The following is a 13,480-nucleotide window of genomic DNA, read 5'->3' as shown; positions in this document are numbered from 1 at the left end:
GGGTTAGGCCGGGGCCAGCCAGCGGTGCAGGGTTGCCGCGCCGTCGCGGATCTTGCTGATCTCGACGTGCTCGTCCGGGTGGTGGGCCAGGTTGGGGTCGCCCGGGCCGAAGTTCAGCGCGGGGATTCCCATGGCCGCGAAGCGGGCCACGTCCGTCCAGCCGAGCTTGCCGATCGGCGCCGCGCCGACCGCCGCCAGGAACTCCTTCGCCGGGGCGGCCTCCAGCCCGGGCGGGGCACCGGCCACCGAATCCGTCACCACCACCTCGAAGCCGTCGAACACCTCGCGCAGGTGCGCCTCCGCCTCGGCGGGCGTGCGGTCCGGGGCGAACCGGTAGTTGACCTCGACCTCACAGCGGTCCGGGACCACGTTGCCGGCGACCCCACCGTTGATGCGCACCGCGTTCATGCCCTCGCGGTAGTCGCAACCGTCGATGGTGACCCGGCGGGCCTCGTACGTCTGAAGGCGCCGCAGCACCTCACCTGCCGCGTGGATGGCGTTCACCCCGTGCCAGGAGCGCGCTGAGTGGGCCCGTACCCCGGTCGTGGTGACCACCGAACGCATGGTGCCCTGGCAACCCGCCTCGACGATGCCGTACGTCGGCTCCAGCAGCACCGCGAAGTCCGCCTCGAGCCACTCCGGGAACGCCTGGGCGACCAGGTTCAACCCGTTGTACCGCGACTCGATCTCCTCCGCCTCGTAGAAGAAGTACGTCACGTCGTACCGCGGGTTCGGCAGGGTCACCGCCAGGTGCAGGGCGTACGCGGTGCCCGACTTCATGTCCGAGGTGCCGCAGCCGTACATCAGGTCGCCGCGCATGGTCGACGGGAAGTTGTTGTTGAGCGGCACGGTGTCCAGGTGCCCGGCCAGCACGACGCGCTGCGACCGACCGAGGTCGGTACGCGCCATCACCGTGTTGCCGTGCCGGTGGGTGCTCAGGTGCGGTACACCGCGCAGGACCTCCTCGACACAGTCGGCGATCGCCTTCTCGTTGAGGGACACGGACTCGATGTCGACGAGAGCGCGGGTCAGCGCCACCGGATCGGCGAGGACCTCGGGGGTCAGCGGGTTCTCCATGGTTCGCACGGTACCTTCAGGTCTGTCAGCGCGAGGAGTGAGCTGAGGCCGGCGCGGCCCAGACCGAGAGGTGTAACAGTGACGTCCGCAGATTCCGCCTGGGGCATCGGCCTGGCCACGGTGACGGCAGACGGGCAGGTGCTCGACACCTGGTACCCGACCGGCAAGCTGGGCCTGGGCGAGCTGCCCCTGGTCGCCGGTGAGGGCGAGTCGGACGTGCTCGACCTGCCGCCGGGTGCGCTCGGCGACCGGGCGCTGCCCGGCCTGCGTACCGTCCAGGTCGTCACCGTGATCGGCTCGCTCGACGACCCGATCAAGGACGCCCCCGACGCGTACCTCCGGTTGCACCTGCTCTCGCATCGCCTGGTCCGACCCAACCAGCTCAACCTGGACGGCATCTTCGGCAAGCTCGCCAACGTGGCCTGGACGTCCGCCGGGCCGTGCCCGCCGGAGCGGGTGGACGAGCTGCGGGTGATCGAGCGCGCGGCCGGCCGGCACCTGGCGGTGTACGGGGTGGACAAGTTCCCCCGGATGACCGACTACGTGGTGCCCTCGGGTGTGCGGATCGCCGACGCGGACCGGGTGCGGCTCGGCGCCCACCTGGCCGCCGGCACCACTGTGATGCACGAGGGCTTCGTGAACTTCAACGCCGGCACGAGCGGCACCTCGATGGTCGAGGGGCGCATCGTGCAGGGCGTGCTTGTCGGCGACGGCTCCGACGTCGGCGGCGGCGCCTCGATCATGGGCACGCTCTCCGGTGGCGGCACCGAGAAGGTGAGCATCGGCGAGCGCAGCCTGATCGGTGCGAACGCGGGTGTCGGCATCTCCCTCGGCGACGACTGCGTGGTCGAGGCGGGCTGCTACATCACCGCCGCCTCGAAGATCACCCTGCCGGACGGCCGGGTCGTCAAGGCGCGGGAGCTGTCCGGCGTCGACGGCCTGTTGTTCTGGCGCAACTCGGTCACCGGCGCGCTGGAGGCGAAGCCGCGCACCGGCCGGGGCATCGAACTGAACGCCGCCCTGCACGCCAACGACTGACCCACCCCTTCCGGGTCCGCGGCACTGCGCCGCGGACCCGGAAGGGGTACGCCGAGCGTTGATATCGGTGGGGACGCATTGACTGCGGCCAGTAATGCATACCTGGTATGCAAAAAAGACGGCCAAAATATGACGGACCTGCCAACTCGCGGCGTGCCGGCCGGCATCATCGACCTGGTGACCTCCATGAAGGACAAGATGCTCGCCGGTGAGCCCTACCTCGCCGACGATCCCGAGATCATCGCTGACCAGGACCGGGCCGCCCGCCTGATGGAACGCTTCAACACCAGCCCGGCAGCCGATCCGCCGGCTCGACTCGCCGCACTGCGGGACCTCCTCGGCGAGCTGGGCGAGGACACCTGGATCCGCCCACCGTTCTACTGCGACTACGGCTGGCAGATCCGCATCGGCCCGCGCACCTTCGTCAACTACAACGCCGTCTTCCTCGACGTCGCCCGGATCACCCTCGGCGCGGACGTCCAGGTCGGCCCGAACGTACAGCTGCTCACCCCGACGCACCCGGTGGAACCCGCGCCTCGGCGCGACAAGTGGGAGGCCGCCAGACCGATCACCATCGGCGACAATGTGTGGCTCGGCGGCGGCGCGATCGTGCTGGCGGGAGTGACGATCGGCGCGAACACCGTCGTGGGCGCCGGAGCGGTGGTCACCCGCGACCTACCCGCAAACGTGGTAGCGGTCGGCAACCCGGCCCGACCGGTCCGCGAACTCGACTAGGAGGACAGCATGGGCACCATCCACATCGACCTGTTCGCGACACTCGACCTGGTCGCCCAGGCACCGGGCGGCCCGGAGGAGGACCCGGAAGGCTTCCCGTACGGAGGTTGGCAGGCGCCCCTGTTCGACGAGACGGGCGGCCAACAGGTCGAACAGGGCATGCGGGGCATGGACGCGCTGCTCCTGGGCCGCAGGACCTACGACATCTTCGCCGGATACTGGCCGCACCAGGTCGACGGCATCGACGGCGGCATAGCCACCCTGTTCAACAGCATCCCGAAGTACGTCGCGTCACGCGGCAACCCGGACCTGGACTGGGCCGGCTCGACGCAACTCGGACCCGACCTGGTGAGCGACGTGGCCGCCCTGCGGGACAGGCACGAGCACATCCACGTGATCGGCAGCCTGAACCTGGTGCAGACCCTCCTGCACGAGCGCCTCTTCGACAGGCTCAACCTGTGGATCTTTCCCATCGTGCTCGGCGTCGGCAAGAAGGTGTTCGACGGCGGCGCGGTGCCGAGCAACCTGACACTGCTGGAACCACCCGCCACCTCGGGCAGGGGTGCGGTGCTCCTGCGGTACGGGCTCGCCGAGGGAACGCCCACCACCGGGGACATGAGTCGCGAGGACCGGGGCGTCACGGGGTGAATCACCCGGACGGTCGGGTCAGGGCGGCGGCGGTTCGGAGAGGCGAAGCACCAGGTCGGCGCGGTCGGCGGTGGGGGTGATCAGGGCCGCGTTCGACTCGTCGCTGCCCAACGCCCAGGCCCGCGCCTGCTCCGGTGACCGCCCGAACGCCTCGTGCCGAGCGGTCAGCCGCCGCTGCCGCACCTCGGCGTCCAGGTCGAGGAACCACGCCTCGTGCAGCAGCGACCGGATCTCCTGCCAGGGGAAGTCCGGAAGCAGCAGATAGTTGCCCTCGGTCACCACCAGCCGGACCGAGGGCGGCACCTCGATCGCCCCGGCCACCGGGTCCTCCAGCTCCCGCCGGAACTCCGGCGCGTACACCGAGGTCGGCTCCAGGCGGCGGAGCCGGCGCAGCAGCGAGACGTACCCGTTGGCGTCGAAGGTGTCCACCGCGCCCTTGCGGTCCGCGCGGCCGAGCCGGACCAGCTGCGACTGGGCCAGGTGGAAGCCGTCCATCGGCACCAGCCGGGCGGCCGGCCCCACCTCGGCCACGATCAGCTCGGCGAGGGTGGACTTGCCGGCACCAGGCGCACCGGCGATGCCGAGCAGTTGTCGCGAACCCGCCTCGGCCAGCGCCGACGCCCGCGCCACCACCTCGTCGACGGACAGCACCCGAGCGGGAGGCATCAGCCCAGGACCGGGGTGCTGATGGTGAAGCGCGCCTGAACGGCCGCCTGCACGGTCTGCGGCTGCGGATCCAACTCCAGCTCCGGTGGCGCGTCACCCCCGGCGAACGCCGCGCGGGCGAACATCGGCCGGTCGGCCGGGCCTGCGTCGGCCAGCTCGATCAGCGCGGTGACCTGGGCACCGAGCGCCTCCGCGTACTCCCGGGCCCGCAGCAGGGCGTCGCCGATCGCGGCGTGCCGTGCCTCGCGGTGCGCGGGGCTGTCCGGATGCAGCTCCCACCACGGACCGGCCACCTCGACCTGATCCTGGTCGGCCAGCCGGAGCATCAGCTCGCCGAGCGCGGTGAAGTCGGTGACGGTGACAGTGGTGGTGACGCTGCCGTGCCAGGCGACCACCCGCTCGCCCGAACGCCGGGTTTCCGGGCCCACCCGCAGGTCACCCGTCTCCCGCCGGACCACCACCGGCCCGGCGCCCTCCAACAGCACCCGCACGGCGGCGGCCCGCTCGGCCAGCCGGGTCAACGTGACCTCCCGGTCCCGATCACGAGCCGTCGCGGTGACCGCGAAGCGCGCCAGCTCGGGCGGCACCTCCCGGTACGCCTCGCCGCGCACCTGCACCACCGGGCCGTCCACCGCCATGCCCTCAGCCTAGTCAGCAGTCGGGCGTCGCGCCGCGTAGCAGACGGTGTCGGCACCGACGCGCAGCCCGGTCAGGTGACCGCCGGCCACCCCCAGACCGCACAGCCAGGACACCTCGGCAGCGTGGTCACCGTCGAGGGGGAACCGCCTCTCGTACGCGTCGAACCGGCGGTCGCGCAGCGCCATCCGGGAGGCCCGCGCCTCGTCGTACCGCGCCGTGAGCGCCGGCCCGTCACCGGCGTGCAGCGCGGCGGCCAAGTCGTCCAGGAACGCGGTGACCTCGTTCAGCTCCCGCAGCACCCGCTGCCGGTTGCCGAGCAGCATGTTCGCGGTCCGGTCGGCCGGAGTCCCGGCGACCCGGGTGCCGTCGGAGAAGCTGCCCGCGGCGAGCGCCAGTATCGCGTCGCGCAGCGGTGCACGCTGCACGGCGCCGGCCAGCGCGCCGGCGAGCAGGTGCGGCACGTGCGAGGCGAGTGCGGCGGCCGAGTCGTGCTCCGCCGGGGACATCGGCACCACCCGGGCCTCGAAGAGGTCCACCAGCAGCCCGGCCAGCCAGCGGAACGCGGCAGTGGCCGGCCCGGGCGCGGGACAGAGCACCCAGGCGGCGCCGGTCAGCAGATCCGGCCCCGCGGCCGTCAGGCCCGCCCGGTCGGTGCCGGCCATCGGGTGCCCCGGCACGAACCGGTCCGTCAGGCCGCGTGTGGCGGCGAAGGCCGCCACCTCCTCCTTGGTGCTGCCGACGTCGGTCAGCACGCAACGCTCACCGGTCATCGCCGCCACCTCGACAAGCGTGGCCGGCAAGGTGGGCAACGGCCCGCACAGGAACACCACGTCCCGGTCGGCCACCGCCTCGACAAGCAGATCCGGAACGGGTACGCCCATCAGGCGGGCCCGTCGCCTGGTGTCCTCGTCCGGATCCCACCCGGTCACGTCGACGCCCGAGGCGTGCATCCGGAGCAGCACCGAACCACCGATCAGGCCGGTGCCGACCACCGCCGCCCGTACCCGTACACCGGGGCCGTCCACCATCCGCACACCTCGACGTTCCTGCTGGGGTGCGGGGCCGACGGCCCCGACCAGGTCCGGCGCCGAGGATATCCCCCGGCGCCGGCCCGGACGCCTGTCAGTCCTCGACGGCCATCGCGTCGTCGCGCCACGCGACGAACGGGATCACCGGATCGTTGTTGATGTACTGCCAGGGCCAGTTGGTCACCTGGTCGCCGATCATCTCGAACTGGCCGGCGGCGGAGCGCAGGTCCCCCACCTTCGAAAAGCCCATGGCGAAGGTGTTGTGGACGCTCGCCCAGCCCGGCCGGCGCCGGTAGTCCGGGTGGCGTACCGAGTGGTCCGCCGCGGCGTTGATCTCCGCCCGGAGCGCGTCGTCGTCCAGGTACTCCTCGTCCTCGCCGACGGGCAGGTCCAGCCACTTCTCCAGGTGGGCGACGACGACCAGGTGCCCCAGCGGCGAGCCGGCCGGCGACTTCGCCACCGCCTCCCGGGCGAAGTCGAACATCTCCTCGTGGCTGCCGAACCACTTGTGGCAGCGGTACTGGAGCATCTGCTCGTGCGCGATCCGGTGCCACGGGTGCCGGGTGACGACGTCGGCAAAGCGCCGGTCCGCCTCCTCCCGGTCCACCTGCCGCCCCCGCGCCGAGGTGACGAGGAAGGTACGCGCGGTGGTGTCGTCCGGGTCACGGTCGGCCACCTCGTCCAGGGAGTTCTCGGCGAGCCGCAGCCGTCGCCAGAACTCCTTGAACTGATCCTGGCTCACCTGCGAGGCCCGGGCGCTGCTGCGGGCCTCCCAGGCCCAGTAGACCGCGTGCGCCCCCCGCACCAGCACCGGCAGCGTCGACCGGGGTTCGGCCTCGACCCACTCGCCGATCCAGTCCTGCAGGCCGTCGGTGTTGGCGAGCACCGAGACGTAGAAGGCGTGGTCGTTCGGGTCGGTCACCGGGGTCAGGAGATCACGGATGGTGCCCCAGTCCCGACGCTCAACGGCCTCCCGCAGCGCCCGCGCGGTCGGGTCGCCCTCCGCCGGATCCACGATCAACGTGGGACCGGCCACCTGCCTGTTGTTACGCCGGAACGGCCACATGCCGCGTTTCCTCTCACCCCGTCGAAGACCCGGCAGATCGTAGATCTTGCCAAGGCCGGTCCGGAAGGGGGTTGTCCACTTCTGATCACCGTCGTACGGTCCGCTGCGCTGCCCGCCGTCTCGATGCGGGCTAACAGCGGGAGGAAATGAAATGTCCGCGACATACCGGGCCCTCGCCTCGGTGGTCATGTTGATCGGCTTCTACGTCGTCGCGCTCCTACAGCTCGCCGCCGTGGTCGCGCTCGGGGTCTGGCTGTACGGCCACACCAACGGGCTCGTCACCGGGAAGCTGCTGCTGCCCCTGGTCGTCGCGCTGGGCGCGGTGGCCGCCGGGCTGTGGCGCGCGATCCGTACGAAGAACGAGCCGGCGCCCGGCCTGGTCCTCACCGAGCGCGAGGCGCCGGACCTGTGGGCCACCGTGCGGGAGCTGGCCACCGCGGTCGGCACCCGCGCCCCCGACGAGATCCGGCTGGTGCCCGAGGTGAACGCGGCGGTCGCCGAGCAGAGCCGGTTCCTCGGCCTGGTCGGCGGGCGGCGCACCCTGTATGTCGGACTGCCGCTGCTCCAGGCGATGCGGATGGACCAGCTGCGTTCGGTGCTCGCCCACGAGCTGGGCCACTACTCCGGCAAGCACACCCGCCTCGGCGGCGTGGCGTACCGGGGTCGACTGGCCATCGCGGAGACGCTGGACCGGATCAGCCCGCGCAACCCGATCGGCTGGGTCTTCAAGGGGTACTCGAAGCTCTACCTGAGGGTGGACAACGCCGCGTCGCGGCGGCAGGAGTTGGAGGCCGACCGCTCCTCGGTGCTGCTGGCCGGGCACGACGCCGCCACCTCCGCCCTGCGGACGCTGCCGGCGCTCGGCGCCGCCTGGGGCTTCTACATGCGCCGGTACGTCGAGCCGGGCTGGTCCGCAGGGCTGGCGCCGGACGACCTCTTCGGCGGCTTCGGCCAGCTGCTGCGGGCCCGCCGGGACGAGTTGGCCGAGCTGCGGAAGAACGCCCCCGACCGGGAGCCGTCGCCGTGGGACACCCACCCACCGATCGGCGTCCGCGTCGCCGCGATGGTGGACCTGCCGGCGGGGACTGTCGCCTCGGACGAACGACCTGCCGCGCTGCTGCTCGCCGACATCGACGGCGCCGGCCGGCAGTTGCAGGGCGTCGTGGTCGAGCACGGCAGCCGCGAGGTGCTGCCCTGGCCGCAGTTCACCGCCTCGTCGGTGGCGGCAATGGTGCAGCAGCAGGCGGACGGCATCTACCGGGCCGCAGGGCGGTTCACGGGCGTCGCCGGGCCGGGCCTCACGACAGTGCTGGAGCTGGTCAGCTCCGGCCGGCTCGGCGAGTTCGCCGAGCAGTTCTTCGGCGACGCGACCCGCAAGGAGGCGGCCGCCCGGTTCGCCGGGCCGATGGAGACGCTGCTGGACAACGCGGCAGTCCGCTCCGGTCGGGCCCACTGGCAGCTCTCCTGGTCCGGCCCGGCCCGGCTCGTCGGCCCGGACGGGCAGCCGTGGGACCTCGCCGAGATCGCCAAACTGGCCGTCGCGCCGCAGACCCTTGACGTTGCGCTGGCCCGCCTGGCCGAGCTGGGTGTCGATCCGTCCGGCGCGACGGTGGTGGAGGAGCGGGTCTCCGGGCGGGACGCCGACCTGATCGGCGCGCTGGCCAACATCAAGATCGACGGTAGGGAGCACGACGTGCTCATCCTCGACCGGGGGCTGGTCCTGATCGCCGACCCCGGCAAGGCGAGCCAGGGCGAGAAGCGGCTGCGCGCGCTTGTCGACTCGGTCCCGATCGCAGAGCTGGCAACCACACACACGTTCCTGCCGTACGAGGAGGTCGCCTCCGTGAACGTCAAGCGGGAGGTGCCGTTGAAGGCGGAACTGACCCTGCACGACGGCCGGGTGATCGCCGTGCAGGAGCTGATGTCCAGCGAACTGCTGGAGAAGCAGAGCCGGAACACCCTGCTGCGGGTCTTCGCCCGGATCAGCGACTGACGCGGCCGGGCGGTCGACCCCCACGGGTCGGCCGCCCGGAAGGGCGGTCAGACCTCGGCGAGGCGGGCTGCGACCTCGGCGACGTGTGCGTCGGACTCGGTGAGCGCGACCCGGACGTGCCGGCCGGCGGTGGGGCCGTAGAAGACGCCGGCGGCGACCAGGATGCCCCGTCGGGCCAGCCAGTCGACCGTCTCCCAGCAGTCCTCGTCGCGGGTGAGCCAGAGGTAGAGACCGGCCTCCGAGTGCTCGACCGTGAACCCGGCGCCGGTGAACGCGGCCGTCAGCACCTCACGGCGGGCCCGGTAACGCTCCCGCTGCTCGTCGGCGTGTCGCTCGTCCCGCAGGGCGGCCACCATCGCCGCCTGCACCGGGGCGGGCACGATCATGCCGGCGTGCTTGCGGACCTTCAGCAGCTCGGCCACGAGCGCCGGGTCGCCGGCCACGAACCCGGCCCGGTAGCCGGCCAGGTTGGACCGCTTGGACAGCGAGTGCACGGCGAGCACACCGTCGTACGAGCCGCCGCAGACCTGCGGAGACAGCACCGACACCGGCTCCGCCGACCAGCCCAGCGGCAGGTAGCACTCGTCGCTGGCGACCACCGCGCCCCGTTCCCGGGCCCAGTCGACCACCTTGCGCAGGTGCGCCGCGGGCAGCACCCGACCCGTCGGGTTGCCCGGCGAGTTGACCCAGACCAGGCGTACCCGGGAGGTCGGCCCGACCGCGGTGAGCGAGTCGGCCCGTACGACCGTGGCGCCGGCCAGCCGTGCCCCGTCCTCGTACGTGGGGTACGCGACCGACGGCACGACGACCACGTCACCGGGGCCGATGCCGAGCAGCGTCGGCAGCCAGGCCACCAGCTCCTTCGAGCCGATGGTCGGCAGCACACCGAGACCGTCGACGCCGGCGCCGCAGGCACGGGCGACCCAGGCGGCGATCGCGTCGCGCAGCACCGGGGTGCCGGCGGTCAGCGGATAGCCGGGAGCGTCGGACGCGTCAGCGAGCGCCTGGCGGATCACCTCGGGCACCGGGTCGACAGGCGTACCCATGGAGAGGTTGATCAGGCCCCCCGGATGCGCCGCGGCCACAGCGGCCGCGGCGTCCAGGGAGTCCCAGGTGAACTCGGGCAGCCGCGACGAGACCGGCGCGGACCGGGTCAGTGGCCCTCGCCGCGCGGCGGCTGCGCGGCGACGAAGGTCGCGTCCTTCTCGACCTTGCCGATCTTCGAGGCGCCCCCGGGCGAGCCCAGGTCCTCGAAGAACTCGTAGTTGGCGCCGGTGTAGTCCTTCCACTGCTCGGGGACGTCGTCCTCGTAGAAGATCGCCTCCACCGGGCAGACGGGCTCACAGGCACCACAGTCGACGCACTCGTCGGGGTGGATGTAGAGCATCCGGTTGCCCTCGTAAATGCAGTCGACCGGGCACTCCTCGATGCATGCCTTGTCGAGCACATCCACGCACGGCTCGGCGATGATGTAGGTCACCGGTCTTCTCCTCCGCAAGACACGCCGCGATCACCGCGACGGTAAGAGCCTAGTATCTCGCCGGGGAGGGGGTCGATCGTGCTCCGACAGCAGGATGTGGGACACCGAATCGTGGTCCGCCGGATTGTGGGGATTCGCGAAGGCCGCCCGCTGTTCTCCGACGCCCTCGGCGAGCTGGTGGAGCTGAGCGAGACTCATCTCACGTTGGCCACCGCGCAGGGTCCGCTACGGGTTCCGGTGGCGCAGGTGCACCGGGCCAAACGGGTACCGCCGACCCGCCGGCCGACCGCCGCCGCCGTGGTGGCGCTGGAACGCGCCGCCGACGAGGCCTGGCCGGCGCCCACCCGCGGCCGCCTCGGCGACTGGCTGCTGAGATCGGCCGAGGGCTGGACCGGACGCGCCAACTCGGCGTTGCCGGTCGGCGATCCGGACCGCCCGCTGCCGGCCGCCGTGGACGCGGTCGAGCGCTGGTACGCCGAGCAGGGCCAGCCTGCGATGATCAACACACCGCTGCCGCTCGCCGCGCCCGTCGGCGCCGAACTGGACGACCGGGGCTGGGGCAGCCGGCCGCCCACACTGGTCCAGACCACACCCCTGCCCCTACCCGCCGCCGCCGACCCCTCCGCCGGCGTGGCCGTCGAGCTGGTCTCGGTGCCGAGCGAGGAGTGGCTGGCAGTTGCCGCCGGCCGCAAGGGCGGCCTCCCGGACGCCGCCCGGCACGTACTCACCGCCGTGGAGCAGGTCCGCTTCGCCCATGTGTACGCCGACGGCACGCTTGTGGCCACCGGCCGGGGAACGGTGACCGGTGAAGGCCGCTGGCTCGGGCTCAGCCTGATCGAGGTGGTGCCCGCCGCCCGCCGGCAGGGGTTGGCCCGACGGGTGATCCACGCGCTTGCCGACTGGGGCGTGTCGGCAGGGGCCACGCACGCCTTCCTCCAGGTGGAACAGCGCAACACGGCGGCGGTGGCGCTCTACCGCACCCTCGGCTTCACCACCCACCACACCTACCTGACCCGGGTCGCCCCGCACTAACCGCCCACCCCGCCCCCGCCCCCGCCCCCGCCGATCTTGCACTTTCTGTCCCGACGCAAGGGGCGAATCCACCCATGTCGGCGACCGAAAGTGCAAGATCGGCGGGGGCGGGGGCGGGGGCGGGGTTGGAGGTTAGCGGCGGACCACTCGGCGGGGCTTGGCGGTTTTGACCTCGGCGTACCGCTTGAGCTGCTGCGACCGGTAGTCCCGGCCGAGCGCGGTGAGCACCAGGTACCCGACCAGGATTCCCGCGCCCGTGGCGAGCAGGTAGAGCCAGATCTGGGCGAAGAACGTGCCCGCGCCGGCGCCGAACGGGTTGTCGCCCACCAGCAGCGGCCCGACCAGGACGGTCAGCGCCATGGCGATCCCCACCACCAGGGCCAGGTCGGCCGACCAGGCGGACAGTGGCCGGCGGCTGCCCCAGCGGAAGGCGACCACGGCCAGGATCAGACCGATCACCACGAACATCGCCAGCGACACCCGGTCGGCGGCGGTGTCGTCACCGTCGAAGCCGAGTTTGATGATCAGCCGGGCGGCCACGTTCGCCGCGAACAACGCTCCCGTGAGCACCCCTACGTCACGCCACCGTCTGTCCATCGCACGACCTCCTGCCGTACGCCCCATCGCGGGGCCGCATCCCTGGCAGGAATATCTACCACCCGCACCTGTGTGGCGTCATCAGCCGAGAAGGGCCGGCGGTGGGGTGAGGATCTGCCGGAAACCCATCACCGCGAAGGTCATCGCGCCGGCCACGATCATGGCCAGGCCTACCCAGTTGTCCCCGGCCAGCAGCAGGTCGCCCTCGGAGGTCCGGATGGCGGCCACCGCCATCAGGGCGAACCACGGCACGGCCGGCAGCGCCACCGCCCACCGCCGGCCCACCGCCTCGTGCGCGAACCAGCTCAGCACGATGTTGGCGCCGACGGCGAGCAGCACCGACACGCCGATCAGCTGACCGCCGACGCGGACCGTGGCGAGCAGCAGCTCCAGCACCCCGGTCAGCACACCTGCCACCACGACGACCACCGCGCCGGCAACCCGCAGACCCAGGTCCAGCAGACGCGGGGGCGGCCCCGCCTCCGGCGGGGTGCCCTGGTCCTGCACGACCGACATCGGCGCGGCGGGCAGGGTCACCGGAGGCCGGCTGCCGCGACCGGGCGGCGGTCGGTGGCGGATTCGTCGGGAAGCCCGGCGAACAGGTCGTCCTCCCAGCCGTACGGGCCGGAGCCCGGTCCCTTCGCACCGACCGCCAGGGTGAAGAACTCCACGCCCATGAACTCGCCACCGAAGTTGCCGGCGATCGAGTAGAGCCAGGAGGTGGCCGGGATCTGGGTGGCGTGCGCCCGCATCGCGGCCTCCTTGGCGGTGTGCTGGTCGGTGCCGTCGATCCGGGCGGCGATCTCGGCGTCCGGGGTGCCGAAGGGCAGCTCGGCGAGGTCGCGGATGCCGGCGAACGGGTTGTCCGAGGATTCGGCGAAGTGCTCCAGGCCGGCCTCCAGCACGCTGAGCGGCATGGCCGTCCAGTAGACCTTGGCCGGGGCGCAACCCTCGACGGCGGCCAGCTCGACCGCGCGCATCGCCACCCGGTGCGCCTGGATGTGGTCGGGGTGGCCGTAGAAACCGTTGGGGTCGTACGTGACAAGCACCTGCGGGCGTACCTCCCGCATGATCTCCACCAGGTGCCCGGCGGCCTCGTCGAGGTCGGCCTGCCAGAAGGCGCGGGGGTGCTCGTTGGTCGCGAGCCCCATCATCCCCGAGTCGCGGTAGCGGCCCGCACCCCCGAGGAAGCGGTGGTCGCTGACGCCGAGCGCCGCGCAGGCGGCGGCCAGCTCACCGATCCGGTACCCGCCGAGCTGGTCCGCCTCGGCGGCGGCGAGCTGGGCCAGCGCCGGTACGTGGATCTCGCCCTCCTCGCCGAGGGTGCAGGTCACGAGTGTCACGTGCGCGCCGGTGGCGGCGTAGTGGGCCATCGTCGAGCCGGTGCCGATGGACTCGTCGTCCGGGTGCGCGTGGACCAGCAGCAGGCGGCGATCGGGCAGCGTCGTCACGACGGTCACTCTAACCGGCGGTTCGGCCCT

Annotated in this window: 15 protein-coding genes; 5 read left to right on the top strand and 10 right to left on the bottom strand. The window is 72.2% G+C overall.

What is annotated here, in order from left to right; translation table 11 throughout:
* Nucleotides 1-3: 3 nt before the first annotated feature.
* Complete coding sequence (gene dapE, locus ACFY1S_RS12060; protein WP_387115895.1) at nt 4-1,077, bottom strand: succinyl-diaminopimelate desuccinylase; 1,074 nt, start codon at nt 1,075-1,077, stop codon at nt 4-6.
* A gap of 78 nt (nt 1,078-1,155) precedes the next feature.
* On the opposite strand from dapE, the gene dapD reads away from it, so the two are divergent.
* From dapD to ACFY1S_RS12045, 3 genes are all read left to right on the top strand, one after another.
* A complete protein-coding gene (gene dapD, locus ACFY1S_RS12055; protein ID WP_387115892.1) occupies nt 1,156-2,115 on the top strand; it encodes a 2,3,4,5-tetrahydropyridine-2,6-dicarboxylate N-succinyltransferase in 960 nt (319 codons plus the stop codon).
* 177 nt (nt 2,116-2,292) lie between these two features.
* Complete coding sequence (locus ACFY1S_RS12050; RefSeq protein WP_387115889.1) at nt 2,293-2,850, top strand: sugar O-acetyltransferase; 558 nt, start codon at nt 2,293-2,295, stop codon at nt 2,848-2,850.
* Between the two features lie 9 nt (nt 2,851-2,859).
* Nucleotides 2,860-3,498, top strand: a complete 639-nt coding sequence (locus ACFY1S_RS12045) for a dihydrofolate reductase family protein (RefSeq protein WP_387115886.1) — start codon at nt 2,860-2,862, stop codon at nt 3,496-3,498.
* An 18-nt stretch (nt 3,499-3,516) separates the two neighbouring features.
* Here the strand turns inward: ACFY1S_RS12045 and ACFY1S_RS12040 are convergent, their stop codons facing one another.
* The 4 genes from ACFY1S_RS12040 to ACFY1S_RS12025 form a co-directional block, all read right to left on the bottom strand.
* Nucleotides 3,517-4,164: a nucleoside/nucleotide kinase family protein gene (locus ACFY1S_RS12040; protein ID WP_387115883.1), complete on the bottom strand. Its 648-nt coding sequence runs from the start codon at nt 4,162-4,164 to the stop codon at nt 3,517-3,519.
* Nucleotides 4,164-4,802, bottom strand: a complete 639-nt coding sequence (locus tag ACFY1S_RS12035) for an SIMPL domain-containing protein (protein WP_387115880.1) — start codon at nt 4,800-4,802, stop codon at nt 4,164-4,166. Before ACFY1S_RS12035 ends, ACFY1S_RS12040 begins: the two co-directional genes overlap by 1 nt.
* A 9-nt stretch (nt 4,803-4,811) precedes the next feature.
* On the bottom strand, nt 4,812-5,831 hold the full coding sequence (locus tag ACFY1S_RS12030; protein ID WP_387115877.1) for a prephenate dehydrogenase: 1,020 nt from the start codon (nt 5,829-5,831) through the stop codon (nt 4,812-4,814).
* Nucleotides 5,832-5,925: 94 nt separating this feature from the next.
* Nucleotides 5,926-6,897 (bottom strand): DUF4034 domain-containing protein, encoded by a 972-nt coding sequence (locus ACFY1S_RS12025; RefSeq protein ID WP_387115874.1) that lies wholly within the window; start codon nt 6,895-6,897, stop codon nt 5,926-5,928.
* 151 nt (nt 6,898-7,048) lie between these two features.
* On the opposite strand from ACFY1S_RS12025, the gene ACFY1S_RS12020 reads away from it, so the two are divergent.
* Nucleotides 7,049-8,890 (top strand): M48 family metallopeptidase, encoded by a 1,842-nt coding sequence (locus ACFY1S_RS12020; protein ID WP_387115871.1) that lies wholly within the window; start codon nt 7,049-7,051, stop codon nt 8,888-8,890.
* Between the two features lie 47 nt (nt 8,891-8,937).
* On the opposite strand, the gene dapC is transcribed toward ACFY1S_RS12020, so the two are convergent.
* Nucleotides 8,938-10,047 (bottom strand): succinyldiaminopimelate transaminase, encoded by a 1,110-nt coding sequence (dapC, locus tag ACFY1S_RS12015; protein WP_387116065.1) that lies wholly within the window; start codon nt 10,045-10,047, stop codon nt 8,938-8,940.
* Nucleotides 10,044-10,370 carry a ferredoxin gene (gene fdxA, locus ACFY1S_RS12010; protein WP_007464872.1) on the bottom strand — a complete coding sequence of 109 codons (327 nt, stop codon included), beginning with the start codon at nt 10,368-10,370 and terminating at the stop codon, nt 10,044-10,046. The genes dapC and fdxA overlap by 4 nt, the downstream gene beginning before the upstream one ends.
* Nucleotides 10,371-10,448: 78 nt before the next feature.
* Between fdxA and ACFY1S_RS12005 the strand changes: the two genes are divergently transcribed.
* Entirely contained in the window at nt 10,449-11,402 is a 954-nt protein-coding gene (locus ACFY1S_RS12005) for a GNAT family N-acetyltransferase (protein ID WP_387115868.1), read from the top strand.
* A gap of 132 nt (nt 11,403-11,534) precedes the next feature.
* Here the strand turns inward: ACFY1S_RS12005 and ACFY1S_RS12000 are convergent, their stop codons facing one another.
* The 3 genes from ACFY1S_RS12000 to mshB all read right to left on the bottom strand — a co-directional run bounded on the left by ACFY1S_RS12000 (nt 11,535) and on the right by mshB (nt 13,459).
* Nucleotides 11,535-11,999 (bottom strand): hypothetical protein, encoded by a 465-nt coding sequence (locus ACFY1S_RS12000; RefSeq protein WP_387115865.1) that lies wholly within the window; start codon nt 11,997-11,999, stop codon nt 11,535-11,537.
* 81 nt (nt 12,000-12,080) lie between these two features.
* On the bottom strand, nt 12,081-12,515 hold the full coding sequence (locus ACFY1S_RS11995; protein ID WP_387116062.1) for a hypothetical protein: 435 nt from the start codon (nt 12,513-12,515) through the stop codon (nt 12,081-12,083).
* Nucleotides 12,516-12,532: 17 nt separating this feature from the next.
* Nucleotides 12,533-13,459, bottom strand: a complete 927-nt coding sequence (mshB, locus tag ACFY1S_RS11990; RefSeq protein WP_364375164.1) for an N-acetyl-1-D-myo-inositol-2-amino-2-deoxy-alpha-D-glucopyranoside deacetylase — start codon at nt 13,457-13,459, stop codon at nt 12,533-12,535.
* Nucleotides 13,460-13,480: the final 21 nt, after the last annotated feature.

The organism is Micromonospora sp. NPDC000663, assembly GCF_042898105.1.
GTDB lineage: Bacteria > Actinomycetota > Actinomycetes > Mycobacteriales > Micromonosporaceae > Micromonospora.
The sequence above is the reverse complement of the archived record's forward strand: the minus strand, read 5'-3'. Positions and strand labels throughout refer to the sequence as shown.

Coding starts and splice junctions, on each gene's coding strand:
- ACFY1S_RS12025 (WP_387115874.1), bottom strand. CDS start 6,897: ATGTGGCCGTTCCGGCGTAACAACAGGCAGGTGGCCGGTCCCACGTTG.
- ACFY1S_RS12040 (WP_387115883.1), bottom strand. CDS start 4,164: ATGCCTCCCGCTCGGGTGCTGTCCGTCGACGAGGTGGTGGCGCGGGCG.
- dapE (WP_387115895.1), bottom strand. CDS start 1,077: ATGGAGAACCCGCTGACCCCCGAGGTCCTCGCCGATCCGGTGGCGCTG.
- ACFY1S_RS12035 (WP_387115880.1), bottom strand. CDS start 4,802: ATGGCGGTGGACGGCCCGGTGGTGCAGGTGCGCGGCGAGGCGTACCGG.
- ACFY1S_RS12045 (WP_387115886.1), top strand. CDS start 2,860: ATGGGCACCATCCACATCGACCTGTTCGCGACACTCGACCTGGTCGCC.
- ACFY1S_RS12020 (WP_387115871.1), top strand. CDS start 7,049: ATGTCCGCGACATACCGGGCCCTCGCCTCGGTGGTCATGTTGATCGGC.
- ACFY1S_RS12030 (WP_387115877.1), bottom strand. CDS start 5,831: ATGGTGGACGGCCCCGGTGTACGGGTACGGGCGGCGGTGGTCGGCACC.
- ACFY1S_RS11995 (WP_387116062.1), bottom strand. CDS start 12,515: ATGTCGGTCGTGCAGGACCAGGGCACCCCGCCGGAGGCGGGGCCGCCC.
- ACFY1S_RS12000 (WP_387115865.1), bottom strand. CDS start 11,999: ATGGACAGACGGTGGCGTGACGTAGGGGTGCTCACGGGAGCGTTGTTC.